The organism is Natrarchaeobius halalkaliphilus, from assembly GCF_003841485.1.
Lineage (GTDB): Archaea > Halobacteriota > Halobacteria > Halobacteriales > Natrialbaceae > Natrarchaeobius > Natrarchaeobius halalkaliphilus.
Map to the genome: position 1 here is coordinate 121,130 of NZ_REFY01000006.1, position 24,865 is coordinate 145,994.

28 protein-coding genes and 1 tRNA gene are annotated in these 24,865 nt (G+C 59.1%); 19 read left to right on the top strand and 10 right to left on the bottom strand.

All coding sequences use genetic code 11. The features are described 5' to 3' along the window. The first annotated feature begins 102 nt into the window (after positions 1-102). The 4 genes from lrpA1 to EA462_RS15110 all read left to right on the top strand — a co-directional run bounded on the left by lrpA1 (position 103) and on the right by EA462_RS15110 (position 3,734). Positions 103-531, top strand: a complete 429-nt coding sequence (gene lrpA1 / locus EA462_RS15095; protein WP_124179416.1) for an HTH-type transcriptional regulator LrpA1 — start codon at positions 103-105, stop codon at positions 529-531. 189 nt (positions 532-720) lie between these two features. After that, positions 721-1,200 carry an SRPBCC family protein gene (locus tag EA462_RS15100; RefSeq protein ID WP_124179417.1) on the top strand — a complete coding sequence of 160 codons (480 nt, stop codon included), beginning with the start codon at positions 721-723 and terminating at the stop codon, positions 1,198-1,200. Positions 1,201-1,281: 81 nt separating this feature from the next. Further along, complete coding sequence (locus tag EA462_RS15105; protein WP_124179418.1) at positions 1,282-1,917, top strand: nitrous oxide reductase accessory protein NosL; 636 nt, start codon at positions 1,282-1,284, stop codon at positions 1,915-1,917. Between the two features lie 95 nt (positions 1,918-2,012). Then, positions 2,013-3,734 carry a phospholipase D-like domain-containing protein gene (locus EA462_RS15110; RefSeq protein WP_124179419.1) on the top strand — a complete coding sequence of 574 codons (1,722 nt, stop codon included), beginning with the start codon at positions 2,013-2,015 and terminating at the stop codon, positions 3,732-3,734. Positions 3,735-3,776: 42 nt separating this feature from the next. Here the strand turns inward: EA462_RS15110 and EA462_RS15115 are convergent, their stop codons facing one another. Continuing rightward, on the bottom strand, positions 3,777-4,205 hold the full coding sequence (locus EA462_RS15115; protein ID WP_124179420.1) for a metal-dependent transcriptional regulator: 429 nt from the start codon (positions 4,203-4,205) through the stop codon (positions 3,777-3,779). Between the two features lie 55 nt (positions 4,206-4,260). Further along, positions 4,261-4,755, bottom strand: a complete 495-nt coding sequence (locus tag EA462_RS15120; RefSeq protein ID WP_124179421.1) for a ferritin-like domain-containing protein — start codon at positions 4,753-4,755, stop codon at positions 4,261-4,263. Between the two features lie 241 nt (positions 4,756-4,996). On the opposite strand from EA462_RS15120, the gene hemB reads away from it, so the two are divergent. The 12 genes from hemB (at position 4,997) to EA462_RS15175 (ending at position 17,443) form a co-directional block, all read left to right on the top strand. After that, positions 4,997-6,013, top strand: coding sequence for a porphobilinogen synthase (gene hemB, locus EA462_RS15125; RefSeq protein ID WP_124179422.1), 1,017 nt, complete (start codon positions 4,997-4,999; stop codon positions 6,011-6,013). A gap of 463 nt (positions 6,014-6,476) precedes the next feature. Beyond that, positions 6,477-8,207: an ammonium transporter gene (locus EA462_RS15130; RefSeq protein ID WP_394341824.1), complete on the top strand. Its 1,731-nt coding sequence runs from the start codon at positions 6,477-6,479 to the stop codon at positions 8,205-8,207. Positions 8,208-8,459: 252 nt separating this feature from the next. After that, a complete protein-coding gene (hemL, locus tag EA462_RS15135) occupies positions 8,460-9,806 on the top strand; it encodes a glutamate-1-semialdehyde 2,1-aminomutase (protein WP_124179423.1) in 1,347 nt (448 codons plus the stop codon). A gap of 139 nt (positions 9,807-9,945) precedes the next feature. Beyond that, positions 9,946-10,623, top strand: a complete 678-nt coding sequence (locus EA462_RS15140; protein WP_207891680.1) for a hypothetical protein — start codon at positions 9,946-9,948, stop codon at positions 10,621-10,623. Between the two features lie 85 nt (positions 10,624-10,708). Then, positions 10,709-10,783 (top strand) — tRNA-Arg (locus tag EA462_RS15145). Positions 10,784-10,943: 160 nt separating this feature from the next. After that, the gene (locus EA462_RS15150; protein ID WP_124179424.1) at positions 10,944-11,195 is read left to right on the top strand and encodes a DUF7563 family protein; all 252 of its coding nucleotides are present in this window, start codon (positions 10,944-10,946) and stop codon (positions 11,193-11,195) included. Further along, complete coding sequence (locus EA462_RS17775; protein WP_279387018.1) at positions 11,188-11,322, top strand: hypothetical protein; 135 nt, start codon at positions 11,188-11,190, stop codon at positions 11,320-11,322. The genes EA462_RS15150 and EA462_RS17775 overlap by 8 nt, the downstream gene beginning before the upstream one ends. After that, positions 11,319-11,861, top strand: a complete 543-nt coding sequence (locus EA462_RS15155; RefSeq protein ID WP_124179425.1) for a hypothetical protein — start codon at positions 11,319-11,321, stop codon at positions 11,859-11,861. Before EA462_RS17775 ends, EA462_RS15155 begins: the two co-directional genes overlap by 4 nt. A gap of 500 nt (positions 11,862-12,361) precedes the next feature. Beyond that, positions 12,362-12,883 carry a hypothetical protein gene (locus EA462_RS15160; RefSeq protein WP_124179426.1) on the top strand — a complete coding sequence of 174 codons (522 nt, stop codon included), beginning with the start codon at positions 12,362-12,364 and terminating at the stop codon, positions 12,881-12,883. After that, the gene (locus EA462_RS15165) at positions 12,880-13,170 is read left to right on the top strand and encodes a hypothetical protein (protein ID WP_124179427.1); all 291 of its coding nucleotides are present in this window, start codon (positions 12,880-12,882) and stop codon (positions 13,168-13,170) included. Before EA462_RS15160 ends, EA462_RS15165 begins: the two co-directional genes overlap by 4 nt. Positions 13,171-13,172: 2 nt before the next feature. After that, positions 13,173-14,792, top strand: a complete 1,620-nt coding sequence (locus EA462_RS15170; RefSeq protein WP_124179428.1) for a DUF7845 domain-containing protein — start codon at positions 13,173-13,175, stop codon at positions 14,790-14,792. A 1,016-nt stretch (positions 14,793-15,808) separates the two neighbouring features. Further along, positions 15,809-17,443, top strand: coding sequence for an RNA-directed DNA polymerase (locus EA462_RS15175; RefSeq protein WP_124179429.1), 1,635 nt, complete (start codon positions 15,809-15,811; stop codon positions 17,441-17,443). Between the two features lie 394 nt (positions 17,444-17,837). On the opposite strand, the gene EA462_RS15180 is transcribed toward EA462_RS15175, so the two are convergent. The 7 genes from EA462_RS15180 to EA462_RS15210 all read right to left on the bottom strand — a co-directional run bounded on the left by EA462_RS15180 (position 17,838) and on the right by EA462_RS15210 (position 23,292). Then, positions 17,838-18,233: a hypothetical protein gene (locus EA462_RS15180; protein ID WP_124179430.1), complete on the bottom strand. Its 396-nt coding sequence runs from the start codon at positions 18,231-18,233 to the stop codon at positions 17,838-17,840. Beyond that, positions 18,211-18,447, bottom strand: a complete 237-nt coding sequence (locus EA462_RS15185) for a hypothetical protein (RefSeq protein ID WP_124179431.1) — start codon at positions 18,445-18,447, stop codon at positions 18,211-18,213. The genes EA462_RS15180 and EA462_RS15185 overlap by 23 nt, the downstream gene beginning before the upstream one ends. A gap of 169 nt (positions 18,448-18,616) precedes the next feature. Next, on the bottom strand, positions 18,617-19,771 hold the full coding sequence (locus EA462_RS15190; RefSeq protein ID WP_124179432.1) for a hypothetical protein: 1,155 nt from the start codon (positions 19,769-19,771) through the stop codon (positions 18,617-18,619). After that, positions 19,768-20,577, bottom strand: coding sequence for a hypothetical protein (locus EA462_RS15195; RefSeq protein WP_124179433.1), 810 nt, complete (start codon positions 20,575-20,577; stop codon positions 19,768-19,770). Before EA462_RS15195 ends, EA462_RS15190 begins: the two co-directional genes overlap by 4 nt. Then, the gene (locus tag EA462_RS15200) at positions 20,574-21,140 is read right to left on the bottom strand and encodes a hypothetical protein (RefSeq protein WP_243641437.1); all 567 of its coding nucleotides are present in this window, start codon (positions 21,138-21,140) and stop codon (positions 20,574-20,576) included. Before EA462_RS15200 ends, EA462_RS15195 begins: the two co-directional genes overlap by 4 nt. Before the next feature lie 3 nt (positions 21,141-21,143). Then, on the bottom strand, positions 21,144-22,760 hold the full coding sequence (locus tag EA462_RS15205) for a twin-arginine translocation signal domain-containing protein (protein WP_124179434.1): 1,617 nt from the start codon (positions 22,758-22,760) through the stop codon (positions 21,144-21,146). A gap of 100 nt (positions 22,761-22,860) precedes the next feature. Next, the gene (locus tag EA462_RS15210) at positions 22,861-23,292 is read right to left on the bottom strand and encodes a hypothetical protein (RefSeq protein WP_124179435.1); all 432 of its coding nucleotides are present in this window, start codon (positions 23,290-23,292) and stop codon (positions 22,861-22,863) included. Between the two features lie 93 nt (positions 23,293-23,385). On the opposite strand from EA462_RS15210, the gene EA462_RS15215 reads away from it, so the two are divergent. The 3 genes from EA462_RS15215 to EA462_RS17400 are packed head-to-tail and all read left to right on the top strand — an operon-like array spanning position 23,386 to position 24,130. After that, the gene (locus EA462_RS15215; RefSeq protein ID WP_124179436.1) at positions 23,386-23,571 is read left to right on the top strand and encodes a hypothetical protein; all 186 of its coding nucleotides are present in this window, start codon (positions 23,386-23,388) and stop codon (positions 23,569-23,571) included. Between the two features lie 44 nt (positions 23,572-23,615). Next, positions 23,616-23,990 carry a DUF7718 family protein gene (locus EA462_RS15220; RefSeq protein ID WP_207891681.1) on the top strand — a complete coding sequence of 125 codons (375 nt, stop codon included), beginning with the start codon at positions 23,616-23,618 and terminating at the stop codon, positions 23,988-23,990. Then, positions 23,987-24,130 (top strand): hypothetical protein, encoded by a 144-nt coding sequence (locus tag EA462_RS17400; protein WP_165872102.1) that lies wholly within the window; start codon positions 23,987-23,989, stop codon positions 24,128-24,130. Before EA462_RS15220 ends, EA462_RS17400 begins: the two co-directional genes overlap by 4 nt. 6 nt (positions 24,131-24,136) lie before the next feature. On the opposite strand, the gene EA462_RS15225 is transcribed toward EA462_RS17400, so the two are convergent. After that, on the bottom strand, positions 24,137-24,724 hold the full coding sequence (locus EA462_RS15225) for a tyrosine-type recombinase/integrase (RefSeq protein ID WP_124179437.1): 588 nt from the start codon (positions 24,722-24,724) through the stop codon (positions 24,137-24,139). Positions 24,725-24,865 lie beyond the last annotated feature (141 nt).

Sequence of the window (24,865 nt, forward strand, 5' to 3'; positions counted from 1 at the left end):
CGTCAACTGCTGTTTCGCGCCCCCGTCGTACTTTCGCCAAGAGATCCACGCTCTCTTTTCGTATACAAAAGATATTTTCCCGTCGGAGCAAAACGAATACGCATGAGTACCCAGGCGACGGAAGATCGCATCCTCGAGGTTCTCGAATCGGATGCGCAGGCGTCCTACGCTGAGATCGCTGATCGGGCGAACGTCTCGAAGCCGACGGTTCGAAAGTACATCAAACAGCTCGAAGAGGACGGCGTTATCGTCGGCTACTCGGCGGATATCGATCCGAAGAAACTCTCGAGCCAGACGATCGCACTGGTCGGTCTCGACGTCGCCAGCGAGCGCTATATCGAAGCGACGAAAGCGCTGAAAGAGTACGACGAAATCGAGGCGCTCTACAGCTCGAGTGGCGATCACATGCTGATGGCCGAAGTTCGGGCCGCCGACGGCGACGAACTCGGGGAGATAATCTCCGATGAGCTACTCGAGATCGATGGCGTCACCGCCGCACATCCGTCGTTCTTGCAAGAACGATTGAAGTAACGAACCGACTGCTCGATTCCGTCGTCTCGTTCCGCCGATCGTCGTTCGAACTCTCGTTTCTCGGCCGACACCTCGTTCGAGTTCGGTTTTCCAGCGTCGACGTTCCGTCCGGAGTCTGTCTCTCGGTTCAGTGTTTAGCTCCCGAGACGATGCCGGGAGTTTTTGCTTCGGCTTCCGTAGGGAACGTATATGCCGTCGTACGACCGGCGGACGATCATCGATGCACCGCTTCAGGACGTCTGGCAGTTTTACTCTCGCGCCTCCGGACTCGAAGACGTCACGCCCGACTGGGTCGACCTTCGGGTCGAATCCGTAATCGGTTCCGACGGTCGACTGGGTCCCGACGTTCTCGAGCCCGGATCGGAGCTTTCGGTGTCGATCCGTCCGTTTGGCCTGGGCCCGCGCCAGTACTGGCTCTCGGTCATAACTGAGCGCGAACGCGCCGACGGCGCGGCGTACTTTCGCGACGAACTCGAACACGGACCGTTCGACGAGTGGGTGCACACGCACAGCTTCTTCGCCCACGGCGACCGGACGGTCCTGCGAGACGAGATCGAGTACGAGCTTCCGCTCGGCCCGCTCGCGCGATTCGGTAGGCCGTTCTCTCGGATCGGCTTCGAGGCGATGTTTCGGGCACGCCATCGATTGACGAACGAACAGCTTGGATAACGATCCAGGGGTCCGTTGGGTATCGATGGATTCGATGTCCCAACCACGCCGGTTTTGACGGTCGGGACGGTACCTCCGAGTATGACCGGACTCGAGAGCGAGCCGCTGGTCCGACGCCGATTCATCGGGGCGATCGGGACGGGGACCGCTGTCTGCTTCGCGGGCTGTCTGGGGGAGAACGGTAGCGGCGACGATCACGGCGACCACGCCACCCACGACGACCACCAAAACGGCGACGGTGGAGAAAATCAGTTCGAGACGAGCCTCGAGCATCCGGGGAACGAGCCGATCGAGTTTGCCGACGACCTGCGATGTCCGGTGTGTAACATGGTACCGGCGCAGTATCCCCAGTGGCAGAGTCAGCTCGCACACGAAAACGGGGACGGCGCGGTCTTCGATACGCCCGGCTGTCTGTTCGCCTACTACGCCGTTCCGCCCACGGATTCGCCCGTCACCGCCGTGTGGGTGACCGACTTCGAATCGGGTGACCTCATCGATGCGACCGAGGCACACTTCGTGATCGTCACGGACGAAACCGCCGTCACCGGAGAAGTGATGGAGATCAACCCGAGGCCGTTTGCGGATCGCGACGACGCCGTGGCGTATCTCTCGGAGTGGGACACGGAAGAGCTAACCGAGGACGACATCATCGGTCTCGAGGACGTCGATCGGGAGGTCGCCGCAATCTATCGGGGGAACCGGCTTCCCGACGAGTGACGATCGCCGACATCCTCGCCGTTCGCTGGCGAGCGCCCCCCGTTTTGCAGTGAGAAAGCGAGAGTTTACGTAGGGAAAGGCGACCAGTGCCGGCGATGTCCGTCAGGCGAGTTACCATCGTCGTCGCGGCCGCTCTCTTACTGTTGACCACTCTCGCCACCGGCGTTCCTTCGACGGCACCCACCGCGGATCGACCTCTCGCGAGTCCGGCTACGGGCCCGACCGGTCCCGGATGTGTCCCTGCTCACGAGACGTCAGCCGAAACCGACCTCGAGTCTGTACGCGTTGTCGAGCTCTACCCGAATCCGACGACCTTCAACAATGCCGGCGAGTTCGTCGTTCTCGAGGCACCACCGGAGACGGACCTCGAGAGCTGGACGCTCACCGACGGTCACACGACCGCCGAATTTCCAAACGTGACGGTTTCGGGCCGCATCGCGGCGAGTACCGAGCCGGAGATCACGGACGAACTGACGGACGATCCAGTCCTCGGGCTCGACGGCGCGATCCGGCTCGCAGTCGACGGCGACGAACTCGAACTCCGGAACGGGACGGAGACGGTCGATGCGGTGGCCTACGACGAGGCACCCCTCGCCCAGCGCTGGCACCGAACCAGCGACGACCTCGACGGGGACGGACGCTGGACACCGCGGGATGGTACCTGTTTCTCGACCGCTCGGATCGACGCCGAGACGGCGACGACGTTCGTCCTTCCCGATTCGCCGGCGGTTCCACTCGAGACGATTCGAGACGCGGACGACCGACTCTTGCTCGCGGGGTATACGCTTACCTCTCCGGCAGTCGAAACGGCGCTCGTCGAGGCGTCCGATCGCGGCGTCGAAGTCGCCGTCCTCCTCGAGTCCGGGCCCGTCGGGGGAACGCCGGCAGCGACCGGTTCGATGATCGAGAGGCTCGAAGATGCAGGCGTCGAGGTTCGGATGATCGGCGGCGAGGGAGCGCGCTATCGGTTCCACCACCCAAAGTACGCGGTCGTCGACGATCGAGTTCTGGTCACGAGCGAAAACTGGAAGCCGTCGGGAATCGGCGGCGAATCGAGTCGAGGCTGGGGCGTCAGGATCGGAGACGAGTCCCTCGCTACGGAGCTCGAAACGGTATTCAGGGCCGATTTCGAGGGGTGGGACACCCAGTCCGGATCGACGTTTCGCCAGAGTGCAACGTTCGTCGAGAACGACGGTGTCTCGAGTCCGTCCGAGTTCGAGACGGTCCACGAGGCGGCGACGGTCCCAGTCGACTCCGTCGAGTTACTGGTGGCTCCGGACAACGCCGACCGACGGCTCGCGGAGCTACTCGCCGATGCGGACGACGAAATCCTCGTCAAACAGGCCAGTATCGCAGACGACGTCGTCGTGCTCGAGGAAACGCTCGCGGCCGCGCGTCGCGGCGTCGACGTGCGGATTCTGCTCGATTCGACGTGGTACAACGAAGACGAAAACGCCGCACTCGCGGACGACCTCGAAGCCATCGCCGCCACCGAAGGGCTCTCGCTCGAGGCGAAACTGGTCGAGGATAGCGATCGGTTCGAGAAAGTTCACGCCAAGGGGGTCGTCATCGACCGCGAAATCGCCGTCGTCGGCAGTGCGAACTGGAACGACAACGCCTTCGAGAACAACCGCGAGGTCCTCGTGGCGCTCCACAGCGGGGCGGCCGGTGAGTACTTCGCGGCCGTCTTCGAGGCCGACTGGAACGGCGGCGTCTGGTCGCTTCCGATCGAGCTCAGTGTCACAGTCGTCGCTTTGCTGGTCGGTGCGGCGCTCCTCGGTCGGCGGTACGTTCGGTTCGGGGATCGAAATCCCTGACGGTCATCGCGCTGAGCGGCCACGGCGGAGGCTGCTTTCGACTCAGTTCGCCGGTCCACAGACCTCGAGGCGCTCACAGCAGTCGCGTTCCGGATCGAAACAGTCCGGACACTCCGCGGGTCGGTCGATGATCGTGTCGAGGCGCTCTGCGACCGTATCGTCGATGACGCTCTCGAGAGTTCGCGCCTCGTCGCGAAACTCCGCGACTTCGAGAACGTTCGTGAGAAACCGCTCGATGATGCAGTAGGTCTGTAAGGCGTTGTGGGCTCGCTCGAGGCCCTCGTCGGTGAGACTCGCTCCCTTGTATTTTTCGTGTTCGACGAACCCCCGGTTCTCGAGCTTACCGATCATCTCGTTGACGCTTGCCGGACTAACACCGAGGATGTCCGCGAGGGTTCCAGTCGATGCCGGCCCTTCGTCCATGCGCTGTGCGAGGTAGATCGCCTTGAGGTATTGGTCTGCAGTGTTCATCGCATCCCTCCGCCGGAGGCGTGGCCGTTGCCGGTCGTATTCGCCGCTCGCCCGTTCATGCTCGATGCTCCATGATCTCGGTGACTTCCTCGGCCCCTTCTTTCTCCTCGGTGCGAATCTCCGACAGCGTCTCGAGAAGCCGGTCCCGGTCGATGGCGAACTCGACGTCGGAGGCTTCGATCGCATCGATCAGATCGTCGTAGAACTTGTAAGCCGTTTCCTCGTTACAGAGCTGATCGTAGAGAACGCCGTCGGTATCCTCGGGTGGGCCGTACTGTGCATCGACCAGCGCATTGATCTCCTCGTAGGCGACGGTTTCGGCGTCGAGGTCGTCGATCAGCGCCTCCAAGCGCTCGCGATGGTCGGCCGACTCGGATGCGGCTTCGACGAGCAACTCGCGAATCTCGTCGTCGACTGCATCCCGCTGTTCGGGGGGGAGCGACTCGAGGTGGTGGGCGGCGCGTGACTCGACGACTTCCTCGAGAACGACGCCGATCTGGAGGAGTCGAGCGAGCTGGTGATCGCTCGAGACACGCTGTCCCATACTCATGCGTACGCTTCGGTGTGCCTCTTATTTAACTTCCTGCATCTTCTCCGGCGGTAACGATCGGGGATCGGACCGTCTCGACTCTCGTGGGGGTGCGATATCGCTGACCGCCACCAATAGCACTGATCATCACGAATCAGCACGGGCCGCCACTGGTCGGCTGTCGAGCGCCAGTCGGGATCGGTTGGTTCCAACCGTCGGCGGTGAACGCACCGCTTTTGGGTGTTCCGTGACTACCGCCGGTATGAACCTCACCAACCGACCCCGGCGGCTCCGACAGGACCGGGTTCGCGATCTGGTCAGCGAAACGACCCTCGAGCCCACGGATCTCATCGCGCCGGTGTTCGTCGATGCGACGACTGACGAGCGGATCCAGATCGAGTCGATGCCCGGCCACGAGCGCGTCCCGATCGACGAGAGCGTCGACCGCGTCGAGGGCGTCCTCGAGACGGGTGTCGAGGCCGTCATGCTGTTCGGGATCCCCTCTTCGAAGGACTCGGCGGGGAGCCGTGCCTGGGCAGACGACGGCGTTATTCAGGACGCAGTTCGGCGGATAACGGCCGAAACCGACGCGTACGTCATCACCGACGTCTGTCTCTGTGAGTACACCGAACACGGCCACTGCGGGCCGCTCGAGCCGGGCCTCGCGGACGAGAAAGGAGGTGGGACTGCGGATCACGGCTCTCGGGAATCCACCCTGACCGTCGACAACGATGCGACGCTCGAGTCCCTCGAGAAGATCGCCGTCTCACACGCCGAGGCGGGATCGGATATGATCGCACCCAGCGGGATGATGGACGGGATGGTCGCGGCGATCAGACGCGGCCTCGACCGGGCCGGCTTCGAACACGTTCCGATCATGAGCTACGCGGCGAAGTACCAGAGCGCTTTCTACGGGCCGTTCAGGGACGCAGCCGACGGTGCGCCCGAATTCGGTGGTCGTCGACACTACCAGATGGATCCGGCGAACGCACGCGAGGCGATGCGGGAGGTCGAACTGGACGTCGACCAGGGTGCTGACGTCCTGATGGTCAAACCCGCGCTTCCCTACCTCGACGTTGTCCGGGACGTCAGCCGGGAGTTCGACCATCCCGTCGCCGCCTACAACGTCTCCGGCGAGTACGCCATGCTGTGTGCTGCCGCCGACAAGGGCTGGCTCGACCTCGAGGAGGTCGCACTCGAGTCGCTGGTGTCGATCAAACGCGCCGGTGCAGACCTGATCCTGACGTACTTCGCGGAAGACGTCGGTCGATCGCTCTAGTCGCTGATAGCGCAGCTTTGACGGCCGAACCGTGTTCGGATGCGATCGAATTTCGCACGTATTCGGACGAACGTCCATTGTATTGGCCGACTGACTACTGGAGGGGCAATATCTGCCGCGCGTGGAGACGAGCGAGCCACTGTGGCCCACAAGTCGTGCTTTGTAACCGAGTAGAACTCCTCATCCAGGATCGTCGTGGTTTACGAATCCACAATATATAACCGCCACTCGAAAGAGACTCGAGATTGAATACCATAATATGCCTTATATCACCTTTGAATCTGGACGCCATTCCCTAATATGGGTGATTACTGGACGTATATTAACGCTAACCCTTATATGGAGCTAGTTCATCAGCACCAGACGTGATTCAGAAGACAACCATGGCTGAAAGAAGCTTGTTCGTGGACAAACGTCTACCAAATTGTACCGATACGAAAACTCTCACGGAGGGATCGAGCTGATGGATCCGATTTTCCTGCAGGTCGAGACCGCCGACCTCGAGCAACTCGCCACCGGAATGAATCTGATGTGGGCGCTGACGGTCACGTTCCTCATCTTCTTCATGCACGCGGGATTCGCGATGCTCGAGGCCGGCCAGGTCCGTTCGAAGAACGTCGCGAATCAGCTGACGAAGAACATGCTGACCTGGGCGGTCGGAATCTTCGTGTTCTTCGTCATCGGGATGGGGATTTCGAACAACGTCGGTTCGGCACTGGGCGGCGGCGACGCCAGTCCGCTGACGATGTTCGGTGAAGGATCGTTCGACTGGGCGATGTGGCTCTTCAGTGCGGTGTTCGCGATGACGGCCGCGACGATCGTTTCCGGTGCGGTCGCCGGTCGCGCGAAGCTCCGTGCGTACGTCACGTACACGTTCTTGCTCGCGGGAGTCATCTACCCGGTCGTCGCGGCAATGGTCTGGTACGCTCCCGGTGGAACGCCGATCCTCGAGAGTCTGGGCTTCGCTGACTTCGCGGGCGGAATGGTCGTCCACGGCGTCGGCGGTGTCGCCGGGCTGACCGCAGCCTGGGTTCTCGGTGCACGCATGGACAAGTACAACAGCGACGGAAGCGTCAACATCATTCCCGGCCACTCGATGACGTTCGCGGTGCTCGGAACGTTGATCCTCTGTTTCGGCTGGTTTGGCTTCAACGTGGGGACGGCCGCGACGGTCATCAACCCGGAGACGTTCGAACTGGCTGACTTCGATTACGTCGGGAGCATCGCGATGGTCACCGCACTCGGAATGGGACTTGGCGCACTCGGTGCGTCAGTCGTTTCGATCGCGATGAACGGCAAAGTCGATACGCTGTACGTCGCAAACGGCATGCTCGCCGGCCTCGTCGGCGTCACCGGACCGACGGACCTCATCACGCCGATGGGTGCGATCGCGATCGGCTTCCTCGCAGGCGCACAGCTGCCGATCGTCTTCAAGCTCGTCGACGAAAAGCTCAAGATCGACGACGTCTGCGCCGTCTTCCCGGTCCACGGGACCGCGGGGATGCTCGGGCTGATCATCTACCCGCTCTGGTCGCTCGAGGGATCTGCGATCGGCGGCGGCGTGATCGCCGGGGGCATTCTCTCGATCGAAGCGAGCGCGTTCGCGCCACAGATCATCGGCGTCGCGGTCATCACCGTTTGGACGGTGCTCGCGACCGCAGCCGTCTGGGGTGCGTTCAAAGCGATCGGACAAGCTCGAGTCACGACCGACCACGAGCGTGACGGTCTCGATCTGTCCGAACACGGCGTCGATACCTACCCCGAGTTCGGTCAGCCGGACGTCGCAACGGACGGCGGCCACGCGACCGACGACAAGATCATCCGCACTGACGGCGGTGAACCGAACGACGGCGAACTGAAGATGGTTACGGCAGTCGTTCGCCCGGACCGTCTCGGTGCAGTCAAGAAGTCGCTGGCCGAGGTCGGCGCACCGTCGCTGACCGTCACCAACGTCTCCGGACGCGGCTCACAGCCCGCAAAGAAGGGTCAATGGCGCGGCGAGGAGTACACGGTCGACCTTCACCAGAAGGTTAAAATCGAGTGCGTCGTCGCTGACATCCCCGCTGGTGACGTCGTCGACGCGATCGCGGACGCTGCGAACACCGGCGAACCGGGCGACGGCAAGATCTTCGTCCTGCCGGTCGAGAGCGCCCACCAGGTCAGAACGGGTAAAACCGGTCAGGACGCGGTCTAACGACCCTCGGAGGGGTTTCGGCGGCAGTCGTCGCGCTCTCCCGACCCGATAGCTGACGTTCGATCCGAAGCTGAGGTTCGATCCGATTTTCGTCGCGCGCGGTTTCACGACATTCGTCGATAGAGAGCTCGCCGTCAGCGAGTCGATCCCGGTCCCCGCGGCCGATCTCATCGCTGAATACCACAACGATTCCTCGAGGATCATCGATCGACCTCGGTACTACTTTGCCGTCCCAACGCGAACGGGGATCGTATGAACCACGACAATTCGCGTACCCTGTACGATCGAGCGCTCTCGGTGATGCCGGGCGGCGTCAACTCCGCGGTTCGTGCGGCGATCGAACCCTATCCGTTTTTCGTCCGGAGAGGTGCCGGCGGACACGTCGTCGACGCGGACGGGAACCGGTACATCGACTGGGTGATGGGTCTCGGACCGCTGTTGCTGGGTCACGATCTGCCCGAATCCGTCCGCGCCGGAATTCAGCGAAACGCAAGCGAGGGACCGATGTACGGTACCCCAACGGAGATCGAAGTGGATCTCGCGGAGTTCGTCGTCCGGCACGTTCCGAGCGTCGAGAAGATCCGATTCGTCAATTCGGGAACCGAGGCGACGGTCTCGGCCGTTCGACTCGCCCGTGGCTACACCGGCCGGAACAAGATCGTCGTCATGCACGGTGGCTACCACGGGGCCCAGGAGTCGACGCTGGTCGGCGGCGATGCCGAGAATCCGTCGCCGTCATCTGCCGGAATCCCACAGTCGTTCGCAGAACACACCGTTCCGGTTCCGTTCAACGACGAAGACGCGATCCGCGACGTCTTCGACGCCCACGGCGACGATATCGCCGCCGTCCTCACTGAACCGATCCTCGGCAACTACGGGATCGTCCACCCCGAAGAGGGGTACCACGAGTTCCTTCGCCAGATCACGGACGAGCACGGCTCGCTGTTGATCTTCGACGAAGTGATCACCGGGTTCCGCGTCGGTGGCCTCGGCTGTGCACAGAGCGAGTTCGGCGTCACACCCGATCTCACCACGTTCGGCAAGATCATCGGCGGCGGCTTCCCCGTCGGCGCGATCGGTGGTCGCGCCGACATCGTCGAACACTTCGCACCGACGGGTGACGTCTTCCAGGCCGGCACCTTCTCCGGCCATCCAGTAACGATGGCCGCCGGCCTCGAGACCCTCCAGTTCGCCGCCGCGAACGACGTCTACGACCACGTCAACGGACTGGGCGACCGCCTCCGCCGAGGACTGTCGGATATCGTTGCCGATCAGGCACCGAGCTACACCGTCACGGGGACCGACAGCATGTTCAAAGTGATCTTCACGCGAGACGGCCCCGGAAAGGAATCGCTCGAGGAGCAATGCGACGCCGGCTGTCGGCAACATCCGACCTGTCCGCGCTACGACTACTGTCCGAAGAACGCGGCCGACGTAAAAGACGCCGAGACCGAACGCTGGCGGCGCATCTTCTGGGGCGAGATGAAAGATCAGGGAATCTTCCTCTCGCAAAACCAGTTCGAGTGTCAGTTCGTCAGCTACGGTCACACCGACGACGACGTCGAGGAAACGCTCGAGGCGTACAAAGACGTGCTGTGAGGCGCGTCCTCTCGAGTGACACGTCCGCTATCACACTGTCCGTCACGCGATCTACCACGCCGACTCCGACGGCACCCCTCGCACCGACGATCGGCGCGGAGGTCTTCACTCTCGGTATTCTATCCGCTTCGACGAGACGATGACTCGAGTGTTGACACCCACAGACGAAGTTGACTGGGTGCGCCTCATCGAACGGCTTCTCTATCTCTTTCCGCCGGTGATCGGCGTCGGTCTCGTCGGCGTCCTCCGGGAGGCCGACCCCGGCGTCCCGGGCCTCGAGCGAGGACTGTTGCTCGTCGGAACCTTCGGCTACACCGTCCTGACGCTGGCTCTCGCGATCGCCCTCTACGCTGACGCCCGGCGCGTCCGCCACAGAGCAGGTGCAAGCGGCCACTGGAAGCCTCGACCGTGGTTGAACGCCCTGTTCGCGCTGTTGTGGGCACCGGTCGCGGGTGTGTTCTACCTCTCCCGGCGTCACAACCGTTTTGGCACTCGCGCCGGGTGGTCGGGCTGGTGGCTGGTAATCGCCGCGTCGTTCGCGGCGACGATAATCGGGTTCTCGATGGCATTGATCGCGGTCGTCTTCGCCGTTCCGGGATTGCTTCCCACGGCTATCGGCTTCGCCGGAGCGATTGCCTTCGGCGCATTTCCGATCGCGATCTACCAGGACTCCGCCTACGTCTGTCTCGAGGGGAACTCCTGGCAACCCAACCCCGGCCTGTATCTGGGACTCGCGTTTCTCAGCCTGTCGATACCGCCGTTGCAGCCCCTCGTTGCCGGCTATTATCTGTTTCGACGACGCCTTGCGCTTCGATAAGAGGTTCGACCACTCGAGGATCCACGACGGGTCTCGAGTGCGAATCCACACTGCTTATGCCAGTTGATCTTCGATTCGTACTCGAGGGCACGTAGCTCAGTCTGGAAAGAGCGTCGGACTTCTAATCCGACGGTCGTGGGTTCAAATCCCATCGTGCCCGTACGAAAATTATCGTCTCAGTGCCCCTCGAGCATATTTAGCCATGAGTGGCTCACTGGACGAAATTCGGCCGATCTTCAGGTCCGGTTTCACTCTGAGAATCCGGATCCCGTTCAACAGTTGAACACCCCCCTTCGCAGTCTGGCGGTTTTTGTTGTCGGATGTTCGTCGAGGTGGTCTGCGTGAGTTTCACGCCTCTGACGTCGGCCGAGACATCCGCCTGTCGACACTGTGGAGCCCATATTACCAACCAGTTTGCGCGCGTCTTCGGTGACGATCGCGATCGCGCCCACCGTTGCGGCGAGTGCGACAGCTACGCCCGACTGAGCCGGGGCTCTGCCGCCGGACTCGAGGTACCGATCCCGGATCCAGAGACGTCACTCGGTCGCCACGGAGGTGAGCCAGATGCGTGAGTCGCTGTTCGTCCCTGCGAGCGAACTGTACGACGTCTCGAGCGGAACGTCCGTCGTCCATCCTGCTCACCAGGCGACCGACGCCGACGTTCGCCGTGCCCTCGAGAATCGAGGTGAAGTCGCATGAGCGGGGAATCCTCGAGCGAAACTTACCGAATCAACGGCGACCAGATCCCGGTCGAACAGGTTGACGAGTTCGACGGTGACCGAATTCTCTCGACTGACGTAACCAGGGCTGTTAACGAAGGATTCGACTTCACGGATATTTGGCGTCATGCGTCCGTAGAAGTCGAGAACGACGGAGAGACTTTTACCGCGACCGTCGTTGCGTGCGAGATCGAACACGGAATGGGCGCGATCAGGCTGACTGACATCGAGGAAAACAAAATCGAAGTCGCCGGGCATGAGGTGTACGCTACCCAAAAAAGCATTCTTCCATGTCCTGTCTGTGAGTCGAGTCGAGAGGTGTACTATCTCGGCTCGAGGAATTCGCTCACCGCTGGCGACGAGCCCAGGTCCTACACGGTTTCCGGATGGGTGTGTCCAGAGTGTGAATCGACTCTTGAGGTAACGGACGAAGATCTGAGAAACGGCTCGGGGAACGTAGCATGGGCGGACGTGATCGTTCGGTCACGACAGCTGGGAGGTGAGCGCAATGTCGAGTGACGGGACTGATCGTTGTCTCGTCACCGTCGAAAGTGGGGGTCACAGAGGAGAATGGCTCAAAATGGTTGCCTGTCCGATCCCACACTGCGATGCAGTCATGGGGGAGGACTACGAACGGTTTTCGTGTCATCTTGCCGCCGAACACGGTCCTGAAGACATCGGCTTGTCGTCTGACGGACGCCGCGTCGCAACGGATGGCGGTACGTCGTCAAGCGATACTGACCGCGGAAAGTGCGCCTACTGCCGGGGCAAAATCATAGCATCAGAGCCGAGACGCACGGACGACGGCCTTTGCTGCTGGCAGTGCTGGCAGTCAGTAGACGCGGCTACTGATCGCTCGTTCGCAAAATCTGAGAACTCGAGCGGAAACGGAGGGGGTTCGCGATGAGCCGCCTTGTCGAATCCGACGAGTGTGAGCGGTGTGAGGCGTTCGTTCCAGCAACGCGCCGCCTTTGCCCAGAGTGTGCTCGCGAAGTCCGCCGCGCTCGAGGTGGTCCGCTGTGAGTTCTCGCACGTCGGAACTCGAGAGTCCAAAAGCGAGCGGTGACGCGCTCGAGGCCGAGCTGGTCCAGACGATCGACGCCCTGGAGTACGTCGGTGATCGGACCGCAACGTGGCACGATGCCCGAACGACCACACTTCTCGAGCCGGAACTGAGTCTCCTGTTCTACGGGATCGTCGTCGTCGAGGCGGACGTTCCGGTCGAAATCAAAGGATGTCAGATCGAGACGAGCAACGGAGCCAGATCGACTCGCGGCCGCTTCTACGTCAAGCGAAACGCTCACCAGCAGTTGCTCGAGGCGGCGGGGATGTATCTCTTCGTCGTCTACGTTCCCCGACCGGGATTGCCACAGGTCGCTCGCGCGGTCGTGCCGGCGACGATCGTCGACGAACTGCTCTCCGATCGGTGGTACGACGTCGGCGGTTCGCGCTCAGAAAACGAGGTGGCGAAACTCGCCTGGTCGCACGTCATCGATCCGACGAACGTCGATCCGTCGACCGCGACGGGTGGTCGTCCGTGAGTTCCGACGTCGATCGTGGCGATCGCGATCTCCATGCTGAACTCGAGAGTCCATCAGCGGGACAGCGTGGCGTTCCCGTCGATGCGATTTGCGTGGGCTGTGGGCGGACGCGCGTCAAACGAGCGTCGCTCGCGGAGATGGACCAGAGCCCCGCCGTCGATCCAGCGACGCTCAAGGCGACGGACCTCACGTCGTTCAAGCACGTCTGTCACCCGTGCGGGAGTGCGACGTGGTGGAATCCCGTCGCTGTACTCTCCGGCTTGCTCGAGTCGGAGCGAGGTGACTAACGGTGTCACAGATCGCGACGACGCCCCACGAGATCGAGGGCCGCTGGAAGTGGCCCGACTGGGGCCGCGGGCCGTACGACGCGCTCTCGTCGGTCATGCTCGGCCCGCCCTTCGAAGGCTACCTCGAGATGACCGTCGACGTCGACGGCGAGCCCTGGCTCGTGAAGGTTTCGTACAGCAAGTCCGGGTTCGCTCCCCGACTGTCCGACGGGATCAATGCTGAACGCCTCTACGAGTGGGACATCGTGGGCCGTGGGCCGGGAGAGAAGAAAGCCTCGTACAACATTTCGCCACGATTCCCGAATATGCGTCACTGGGAAACCGGCGAGCCGATCCAACTTCCCTGGGAAAACCAGGTCGGTGACGTCGACGGCGTCGACGTCGAGTTCCACACCAGTAACATCGAAGCCGAACGCGGCCTCGAGCTACTGCCGGAGTTCTTCACGTCGATCTTCGAGGAAGCGAACGAACGAATTTACTCGGAGTACTTTCGAACGACGCCACACTCAGCCAGTCGAATGTGGGCGTACGAGCGCTACGTCCGAATCCGGCGCGAATGGGCTGAAACGCTCTCGTCGGCGGGAGTGCTCCAGAAGATCGCGCTCTACCTTTCCGACCTGGAGGGAATCAAAGCCGACCTCCACATCAACAACAAGGAAGTGATCAACCACCAGAATCGCCTCGTTCTCGATCCGGCGTCGGCCGGTGAACTGCTTCCCGGTCACACCTACGGCCGCAAATTCGAGATCTACCAGCTGAAAGATCCGGATGCGGTTTCGAAGGATCACCCGTCGTACCACCCGAAAGTCGAGGTGCTGGTGAACAAGAAAATAAACGACGGCGAGGCATGGGCGTGGGCCGATCGTGACGAGGTCACCGAGCAGATCGACGAAATGCTGTTGAACGCGCTCCACTGGGAAGATATCCCGCTCTCGCCCGACGGGAACGGCGTCTATATCCCCGACGATCACTTCGACGCCGTCGCTCGAGAGAAGCAAGTGGAGCTGTACGAAGATCCGACGCCCCGCCTCGAGGCGAAGACGGATCACCTGTTGATGACGACGCTTCGAGACATGGGTGAGACGGCTGGTGCGGTCACCGAAAAGACCGCGACCGACGGCGGGACGACCGTCGACGATCTCGCTGACGAGCTGGGGAAACATCCCGCGACGATCTACCGCGCGATCGAGGAACTCGACGAAATTCTCACTCTCGATCAGGGACACGTCTCGTTCCGAGTCCGGAAATATCACGAGGAACTGCGAAAACTCGTCGAATCCGCCGAGTACGCCATCGAAGGCTTCGCGGACCGGATTCAACACGTGATGGGACTGGCCGATCACATCGCAGAGTCATCGCCCTTCCAACAGTGGCTCGTCGAGAACGGGGCCGAGATCGCATACGACGAGAACGGAGAGCCGAAACGGGTGCGTATCGAGACGATTCTCTCCGAGCTGAAAGCCAGCCGTTTCGAGAACGTCCAGACGATCGCCGCCGAGGCCATAGAGAAGTGGCGCAAGTCAGGGAACGATCCGTCGCTCCTGCGACGATCACAGCTCTCCTGGCAGACACCAGACGGTGGCACCGAGGTCGGATACGTCGGGACGGTCGCGGATCGCTGAACCAGCCACGATAGTGGCAACGCTGTTCAGACTCCTGTTTTCGACAACTCAGATTGTTCTACAGTCGTGACTGTTCAAGTTCAGTTGTAGTCCCGGCCTCGAGGCCCCGGTCGTCGACGCGATCGCGCCGGGACGCCTTCGGGGTCGTTTCGCGCTTCGCGCGAACGCCCCCTTGGCGGGTGTCCCCAAGGGGACAGCGCCAAAAAATTACAACGCCCTCTCGCCGTCTCCGCACAGCATTCTCGAGTTGAAGCACACGAAACTGGGGTTACTCCTGAAGCGTGATTGCACACCATATTTTTTATCCAACAATCTCATTCTTGTGATCATGAGATCTTTAGTTCAATTTCTCAAATTAGCAGCCTGGGGTGTTTTAGTGGTTGTTTGCCTCATTATTGTGATAATGGTCTTTGGAGTCGCTCTTGAAGCAGTAGACATTTTTTCGGAATACTATGGATAGCTGCTTGATGCCCCTAAGGGGGCAGGGTAACCTTGCAGCGCGTAGAACACGCGTCGTGCTCGAAAAATTGAGCCGGCAGATACAGGGTAGCACAACGCCGCTATCTCGCTACTAAAATAAAGTGCGACCTCGGTAACCGGGATTATCGGATATACCTACGAGGGTTTATCAGTCAAGCCGCAGCCAAGCGTGAGTGACATGCGACATCCACAAGACGACCTGTTGATCGTCTATGCACTGTCACTGCTCGCCCAAGAGCATAGAGGAACGCTGAAAGAAGAATGGGCTTTGGACCTGGCAACTGAGATTGCGGGTCAACAGGGGCTCACAGTAAGTGATGCAATTCGTCAACTCGAATAGATAGCAGCACTAATACAGTGTTATAAGATTTCTCTAAGTGAGAATATCTGCTTATATTCTCTCTTTGGACACTATATCGGAAGTAGCAGTATTAGAATAACATATAGATCTTCCAGACCTATACGATAAATGAACGTCCATATTGGCGGTATATACACGAAGTTTCAAGAGGACATAATATAGATAACTACTACTGATGGATTTTGTCGACGACCTTGATCTTGAACTTGCTTGGCGAAAGACTAAGAAAGACCTAAATGACCATATGAATTCTTTTACAGATTCTCCCTACGTAATTGATATCCTTGACAGAAATACAGATGAATGGATTGAGGAGTTGAGAAATGCGTTAAATAACGGAGAGTATGAACCAAAATCTGTAAGGATAGTTAACGTTCCGAAGAACAATTATCACTTACGTCCTGCATCAGTTTTACATCCTAAAGACATAGTCGTATATTCTTCCTATATATTAGAGGTATACAGCAAAATAAAAGATGAAATGCAGTGGTCAGGGAACAGGTGCAGGTATTCTCATATTTTGTTAGATGACAAGTCAAAAAGTAACCGGTGGCAAAAGTTTGAAAAAGGCCACTGGAGAGACCTCCAGCAACAGAAAATAACACATGCTGAAAACAGCAGTTATGTCCTCGAAACAGACGTGTCTGGATATTATGAGAACATAGACATAGAACGGCTAATATCTATATTTCGCCAATTCACAGAGAGAACGGAGATAGCTCACTGTCTCTGGGATATTCTTCAACCCTGGGCAGAACCGCGAAAAAGAGGGATTCCACAAGGCTATGGTGCATCGGACATCCTTGCAGAGATCTATTTGGACGGCATTGACCGTCGACTCAGTAATTCCGGTTTCACACATGTAAGGTATAATGACGATTTTACTGTATTTTGTGGATCACATGATTCTGCAATTCAGGCACAAAATCTCTTAGAACGGTTGTTCCGATCTCGTGGTTTGAATATGAAAACAGGTAAGACAAGGATTCGGACAGCAGAAGATGCCATTGAGGCATATAATGAGCCAGAATCAAAGTTCGCTGAGCTTCGGGAAAGGATTAGTAGTGCAGACAAAGAAGGTATGTCAGAAGCAGATTACCTTCGTTCAGGATTTCCTCCTGAATTCGTCACATATTCTTCTTCTGAGGAAAACGAAGAAGCAGAGCCGGACGAAGAAGTAGAAGCCAATGAAGAAACCGAAGTGGAGGTTTGGGAAAGAGGTTATTCTAAATATATTGATGGAGTGCCTTTCTCTGAGTTAGATACTCACCTTTTCAGATACGTCATAAGGAATTTAGGTGATGTTGGATCGTATATCGGTGTAAAATATTGCATTGAATACATTTTAGAGGGGTATGCAGATGTTCGGCAAATATTAAATAGATATTTCAAAAAGCTTCCAGTTAAGGAAGGGATTGTCCGTAGATTGGCTGATGCCATAATTAGGAACGAAATCCGGTACTCCTATCATGAATTTGCTCTACTTCGATGGTTCTATGAAATAGATCACATCGGTCCTAAAGTGGTCCATGCTGCTCGGACCGTCCTATCTAGAGAAAGTTCCCTAATTGAATCGAGAGACTATGCAATTGCAATCTTAGGAGAGCACGGTGACTATTCTGATTGGGAACAGATCGAAATGTTATACTCTCAGGAACTTCGGCCACAGAGTAAGGCCATAATCGCTTATGCAATCCGTGGGTTTGAGCCAAAACACCGAGGCCGATTTTATAACCGGATGGATGTTTCCCCCCAATTAGTGCGATACTCAATTGAATGCGCAAAAAGCGATGCTCCAGAGTTCTCGTAGTATGGATTCACTTTCTCGGAGCAACTCTCTAGCACCCCCCAGGAGCTAACGGCTTCGACGATCGGTTTCCCGGCTATGAACACGAGCGTGACTTACCCATGTTCATATTTCGGCTATCGCCCTCGAGACGGTCGGTGATCAGGCCGATCACTCCGGGGCCACACCATTCTATTATACTGATATCCCCAGTGAGTGACCGCAATAACCTACGAAGAGCGGCTCGTGTTCACGATCATGCCCCTAAGGGGGCTGGGTAATCTTGCGGCGCGCAGAGCGCGCGCCGCGCTCGAGGTAAGTCGAATCGGCTGGTACCCTGGGGTAGAACAGGTCTCCTGTAGTTCTGTGAAAAGCCAGTACCTCGATAAGAGGAGTTGCCGAATCTGCTTAGAGGGGATTAGAAGACGTCGGAGATCGATATCTTTGCCTGCTCGGTCCCACGGTGATCGCCGCCACCGTGCCAGCGTAACGTAGGGAGGCTCGAGGCCGCCACTGCCTCCGTCTTGAGAACCTGCGTTCCGGTTCCTCTCCGTCGATAGACTGCGAACGCATACCAGCCGCCTTCTCGTCTGAGCTTTCCGTGATACCGCTTGTAGACCTTGAAATTGCCTGGATTCCCGTCAGCGTGCTTGTGCGCCGTGGCTTTGAACTCCCACGGCGTTCCGTTCTTGAGTCCGTCGTACCAGCTCGTATCTAGACGCTTCCCATCCTCACCGACGAGATCGACGCGGTACTTTTCGGCCAGGTGGTACTCGCACGCCGTCCCGTGCTTATTCGCCTTGTGTGACGGCATTTTCTTCCCTCTCGAGGTTTCGCCATCGCTTCTCCGACTCCCACATCTTCCAGACGAGAAACGACACAGCGAACCCACAGAGCAAGAACACGCCCACGTTCCCGAGATATCCGGAGAGTGCGGCTCCACCGAGGGACACTCCGATCACGGGTGCGACTCGCGGTTCGTAGATTCTCCTCGCCTCTGTTACCACTGTCTCGATTGTCTCTCTCATACTTCCCTCCGCTCGCGTACGCGCCTCGCGCCCGTCTTATATATCAAATCCTCGCCATCTCTCGACGAGAAACGGACGGATGGGCCGTCGGCCCTACCGGGCCGAGCGGCCGCGCCCATAGAGATGGTACGGGGTACTCGGACGTGGACAGTCGGACATCGTACAGCCGTCATGTAGTTACGGCCTCCACTCTGTCCAGAGCCGATCGATGTTCTCCGTCCTGAATTTCCGGCCATCGATCACCGACCCACGATTTCCCGAACGGAACGAATTTAGCCGTCTCACGGTGTGAAAGACCGTCTTCCTTGCACGCTTTGACGGTCCAGACGGCCACGTCGTAGGCGATTTCACCCGGCTCCGGATCGTCGTCGTCTTCCGCTCCTGTCCACGACCACACAGCCGGGTCTTTCGTGTTGTAGCGCCAGTCTGTCGCCGGAATCCCGTCGATTTCGAACTGCACATCCCGCACTTCGCCGGACTTGATCTTGTCCGCGACCGTCGCCCGTTTCTTCGATTCCTTCTTGATGACGTATCCGACGCGCCAGAGAAGCGGATGAATGGAACTCTCGTCGTGTGCGACGTAGATCAACATCCCGTCGTACTTGCGGATTTTGAACACCAGCGGTCCCATTTTCTTCCGCATGAGGTAGCCGCTCTTTCCGGTGCCGTCGCCGCCGCTCGAGAACTCGTCTCCGATGAACAGCTTTCCGCGTTGATCGTCCTCGAGCGGATCGCCGTCCTGTTGGACCCACTGCTCCATCGATCGCCAGTTCGGAACGAACCCGTCCCTCGTTTCGCCGTCTTCGTCGACCCACTGATTCGTTTCTCGGAGCGTCGGGACGTTACTCGCAACCTTTTCGATTCCGAGTAGGTGTTTGGCCCGCTGAGCGAGTAGACACGCCAGATCCGTCTTTCCGGTTCCCATATCCCCGATGATGACGATGACCGGGGCCGGATCCTCGATGATCTCGTCGACCTGCTGAATCGCCTTCAGTCCGGAGATATCGGCCCGCTCTTGCTGGTCACCGGTGAGGTGCTTGAGCGTCGGCATGTCGCCGTTCTCGAGTGCCGACCGTGCCGTCTCGGTTCCACCGATCGCGAGTATCTCGCGGCTTTCCTCGAGCGTATCCGCTTCGCCGGGCATTCGCCCTGGCTCGTCCGCCTCGAGGGGATCGTAGTTCTCCGCTTGAATCGACAGGAATCGAGAAACCAGCTCGTCGCGAACGATTCCCGTGTGTCGGTGTTCGTGTGCGTCACGAACGCCGTAGCCGTCCTGATGCTCTCGATACTGCGCTGGCGTGTAGACGTCGTTGTCGTCAGTCATTCGGAGCCTCCGTCAGTCGCCGCTCGGTGCGGCCCACTGCCCATGCCCACGTCCGGCGTCGGGGTGTCCTCGAGGGCGTCGTCCGCGAGATCGCCCAGGTCTTCGCCGGGGAGATCGTCCGGCTCGAGCGTGGGGAGATCGTCGTCGGTGGTTCCCGCCGCGTCGTCCTCGAAGGATTCGAAGACGTCTTTCACGGCCGATTTGTCCATCAGCTTGCCTCGCTCTCGAGCCTCGGCCATCGAGTTGATCAACGCTCGCTGAATGTCCGCGCCGAACTCCGAGACGCTATCTCGAAGGATGTTCAGCGTGATGTGCGACTCCGTTAACTTCCCGTAGATCGCCTGCATGTGTGATTTCGACGTGAGTAGCTTCGTGTCCGTCGTTTCCTCGAGCCAGATTCCCTTTACGCGGAGTTCCTCGATGTCCTCGAGCCATTCGAACTCCTGGACCGCCCAGGCACCGCCGCCGTTCACCGGATACGGATTCGGGCCGGTGATCGCTTTTTCCCGCCAGATTTCCGGCTCAACGTAGTATTTCTCGAGAACGTCCTGAACGGCATTGACGTGGTGTACTTCGATCATATTCCGGGTCCTGAGCTTCTGAACCAGCCACACGAAGAACCCGAACAGCGCCGGACCGAACAGGAGTGTTGCGGCCAGCATTCCGACCGCGACTGGCGGAACGGCCGGGAGGGTCGGCCGGAAGATTACCAGCGCCGCGCCGATCGAGAACACGACTCCGGCGACGAGTATCTGCGCCTCTGCGACGACGTATGTGAGTCGGTCAAACCAGTTTCCGAATTTCATGCTTTCATCACCCCCGTTTCCTCGCGCCAGAGGACGAACCCGGCTGCACCGCCGGACATCACGACGGACATGAACATACCGAAGAACAGCCCTTGTTCGCCACCGAAGTACTCGAATGGGTTCTCGTCTGGATCCATCTCGCTCGAGAGTCTGACCGTTGCTCCATCGACTGAGACACCGACCGAGTGACCGCCGCGGAACTCGGTGACGTCCATCGTAACTGTCGTCGTGTCGTCTCGCTCGAGGAACTGGCGTGTCTCTGGAACCTGCACGGCCCCGTCTGCTCCGATCCCTGCGAGCGCGTCAGTGACGACGACGCCGGTCCGTCGGTCCGTCTCGAGGGCGACCGTTACACGTCCGTCTCGGAACTCCCAGCCAACGATTCGGGTGTCTTCGGTGAACTCGATCAGCGCCTGGTTCTCGAGCGCCACCGCCGAGTCGTTCTCGATCGTCTCGTTCTCCAACCCGTCGATCGTGTTCTCCTGTGCGCCCACAACGCCCATGCCCATCGCGCTGACCGAAGCCAGCACTACCAGCACGGGTATCAGAAAAATCGGTTTCATGAGTTAGCCAGTTACTTGGCCGATTCCGACGATCGCGGCGAGGACGATCAGTCCGCCGACGAGTACGCCACCCTGAGAACCGCCGCCGAACCAGTCCCCGATACCGCCACCGCCGCCACCGTTCTGGTCCTGTGCCTCCTCCTGAAGTCGGATCTGTTCCTCCCGGAGCGCCTCGAGTTCGTCCTCGAGCGATTCGATATCGCTCGTTTGGCTGTTCCTGCTTTCCGTCTGGAAGTTCTCGACTTCATTCCCGTCTGCGTCTTCGACTAACTCGATCGAGAACTCAGACTCTATCTGTGTGAAGTCGGCTCTCTCGTCGCCTGTGACTGAATCGATGTACTCGTATGCGATGAACAGGGGAGCGTCCCACTCCGACGGATCATACGTCTCACCGACTTCAAACCCTACCTCATCGCCTTCTTCATCGGTCGGGACGTGATTCGTGAAGATATCCGCCCAGACATCCCAATAGTCCTCATCTGCACCGTCCGGCAAATCGTCACTATAGATGTGCAGTAAGGCCGAGAAGTCTGCGTTCGTCGGAATGCCCAGCATCGCCGCGTGAGCGCCCTGCCCAGCGCGGTTATCGTAGTCCTGCCGAAGTTCCGTTGAAGCTGTGATCGGATCAACTAAGTCCTCTGTCGGGATATCTCCCGGCGAGTAGAAGTTGTACACGTCGGAGACGAACCCGGTAAGGTCCGACACAACTGTATCCCTCTCTGCGCTTGCGCTTTCTAGGGCGTCATGATATCTTTGACAGTCGAAGAAACCAACGGGGTCCTCGTCATCTACCGGACGGATTCTGAACCGAGTTAGTCCATTCGGGACGAGACTCGTGTGTGGAGCGACGGACTCGAATGTGTCGAGAGCGAGTTCTCCGATCGAAATTTTAACTTCGATCGTCTCTCCGTTTGCGAGTTCGTAGTCCACTACGTCGTCGTTATCCTCGCGAGTGAGGAATTTATGAACTCCCGCACTGCCGCCGCCGTCGGTATTTGCGTCGTGGTAGTTGCTGTCGATGTATCCCTCGAAGACCGTCGATAGAGAGATACTACCGTGAGTTTGGACCATCTCAGCCATATGCAAAAGCTGATCGTATTGAGCCGTGTAGTGATTGATGATGTTTTCTTCGATGGTCGCGTAATAATCATCAATAGCGTCATACATGGCATCAGTAGCCGCATCCTCGTTTTCCTCTGCATTCATCTCCTCGATGATCGCAGCCTTCCCTTTTGCGAGGCCGACGGCTCGAGAGTGAGTGATATTATTCTCGATCGAGGTCATTACACGCTCGTCTGCGCTGTTCATTTCGGCTGCACCAGTCATGATATTCTGGTGGAGTGCTTCAGAACCAGTATAGCCGCTGTAATCCCGGTCGTCCCCGAGAATCCGGTCGACGCCCTCGGTGATGAGGTACCCGAGTGCACCAGCGGCCGCACCCGCGCCGATCGGAGCGACAGGGGCTAATGCCTGTGCGCGACCGATCGGGCTGTGCTGCGGAGCTATCTTGTGTCCGCCCGCCCCGATCGCCGCGACTGCGCCGCCAGCCGTCGCCGTTCGGCCGAGAAACTGACGCCTCGAGCAGTCGTCCATCTCCGTGGGCTGTGGGCGTTGGGCCATCAGAGACCTCCACCCGCCGCGATGAACACCAGGGTCAGGAGCAGGAGTGCGAACGGCCACGCAATCATCAATCCACGAAGTGTTCTGTTACTCATCGGAATCACCCGAGGTAGGAGACGACGACGGTCGCCGCGCTGACGTAGAGCAGCGCCGCCAACTGCATGAGATCGTTCCACATCACGGCTGACTCGACAGCCGGGACGAACACGTACGCAACCGGAAGCAAGATCGCAACGACGATCGCCCCCAGTTCGTACGGACCGTGATCCGTTTCGGCGTTGACGATATTCGTGATTAACACCCAGGCGACCGCCGCCACGGTGATGAGAAGCGCCAGTGAGATATCCGCACCGCCGACCGTCCAGATGGGTTCGGTGAAGTCGTACTCCCCGAAAACGTTGATCTGGAAGCTGAAGACCTGAAAGATCATCGAGGCCGAGATGGGGAGGACCATCAACGCGATGATGTCGATCGGATCGATTTCGTTACTGCCGGTACCACTGCCGAACGCGAGTGATCTACTCGTTGCCATTGTGCAACGAGCACCCCTCAATCCAACCCCGCTAAAGCGTCAGGGAAACAGAGGTTCACCAACTTTATTACATGGTGGGTTGCCCCCTGGGTCATGGCACTCAATAAACTCCGACAGTTGGATCCGGACTCCGCCGGTATCACTCTCCCGAAAGGGGACCTTCAGGTCGAAGGCCTGCTCGACCAGGACGGGCGAGTCGACGGTGAGTACTACTTTCATATCCGCCACGTCGACGACGGCGAATGGACCCTCGAGCGCGTCGAGGAAATCGAGGCATAATCATTACATCTTATGGTCTTTGGATCAAGAGTATCTGATCTGAAATGCCGGACGGACCGCGAGAGTACGACCGAGAGTACGAGACATCCCTCACACACCGTGCTCGGAAGCGGTTGGGATACAACCGAGACGGGGACGTGATCAGTCGGTTCGTCGTGCAGTTAGAATACGAGATCGACGAGTGGACGACTGTCGTCCGATACGATCACGACGTGAAAAGCGAGTTCGGTCACGATGTCAGCGAGGAAGGCGTTCACATCGATATCTACCGCGACGGAGAAAAGTACCGGACCGAGTACGTCGCTCCGCCGATGCCCGCAAAATACGCACTGGATCGCGCCGAAGATCATTTAGCGAACAACCTCGTAGGCTTCATACGGAGATTCGAAGAATGGCACGAGATCAGACCCGACCGATGACCGACGACGAGATCGATGACCTCGAGGAGAGCATCGAAGAGCTTCGCGAAGAGGTTCGTCAGGATCTCGCGGAGGACTTCGGTGGGAAAGCCGATGACTACCGTGCCGAAAAGCCCGTTGCTGACGGCGGCGATAACTGATCGGCGTTACAACCAGGCGACTTTTTGGCGTTCTCGCTGTTGGGCCTCCGGCGAGTACGTACCACGGTAGTGCTCGAGAAAGGTCTCGAGATCGTTCCAGCCGCCCCAGTCGATCACCAGGAGCGGGTCGACGTCGGCCGCGGCGAGCGCGGTCGCCCAGGTGCGCCGGAGATCGTGGAAACCGAGATACCGCCAGCCGTCATCGTCGGTCGTCTCGGCCAGCTCGTCAGCGGCCGCAGTGAGCCAGCGCCGAAGTGAGCGCGTCGTCGAGATCTCGAGTAACGGTTCGCTCCTGGAGGCGTCGCGAACGTCGGCCACGGTTCGGATGGTCGTCGCGAGATCTCGGGGAACGGGTGTCTCGCGGAACTGGTCGCCTTTGCCGTGCCAGACGCGGAGGATCGTTCCGGCATCGGTATCGACGACATCGTCGGGTGAGACGTCCAGTACCTCGTGCGAGCGGAGTCCACACCGCGCGCCGAGTGAGAACGCCAGTCGCTGTTGGGTGTCTTGGGCCGACTCGAGCAGTTGTACTACTTCGGGCTGGCTGAGCCAGACCTTCATGTCGTCGCGGTTTTGGTGCTGTTGGAGATTCATGTCCGGGTTGCGAGCAAGGCGGACGGCAACCCGGTGGATAGTCAGTGTTTCGGCGGGGGTCGGCGGCCCGATCGGGGCCGATCACGTCCGACTTTCACTCTTTAGCGGACTCCTGCTTTTCCGGTCAGTACAGGTGAAGTA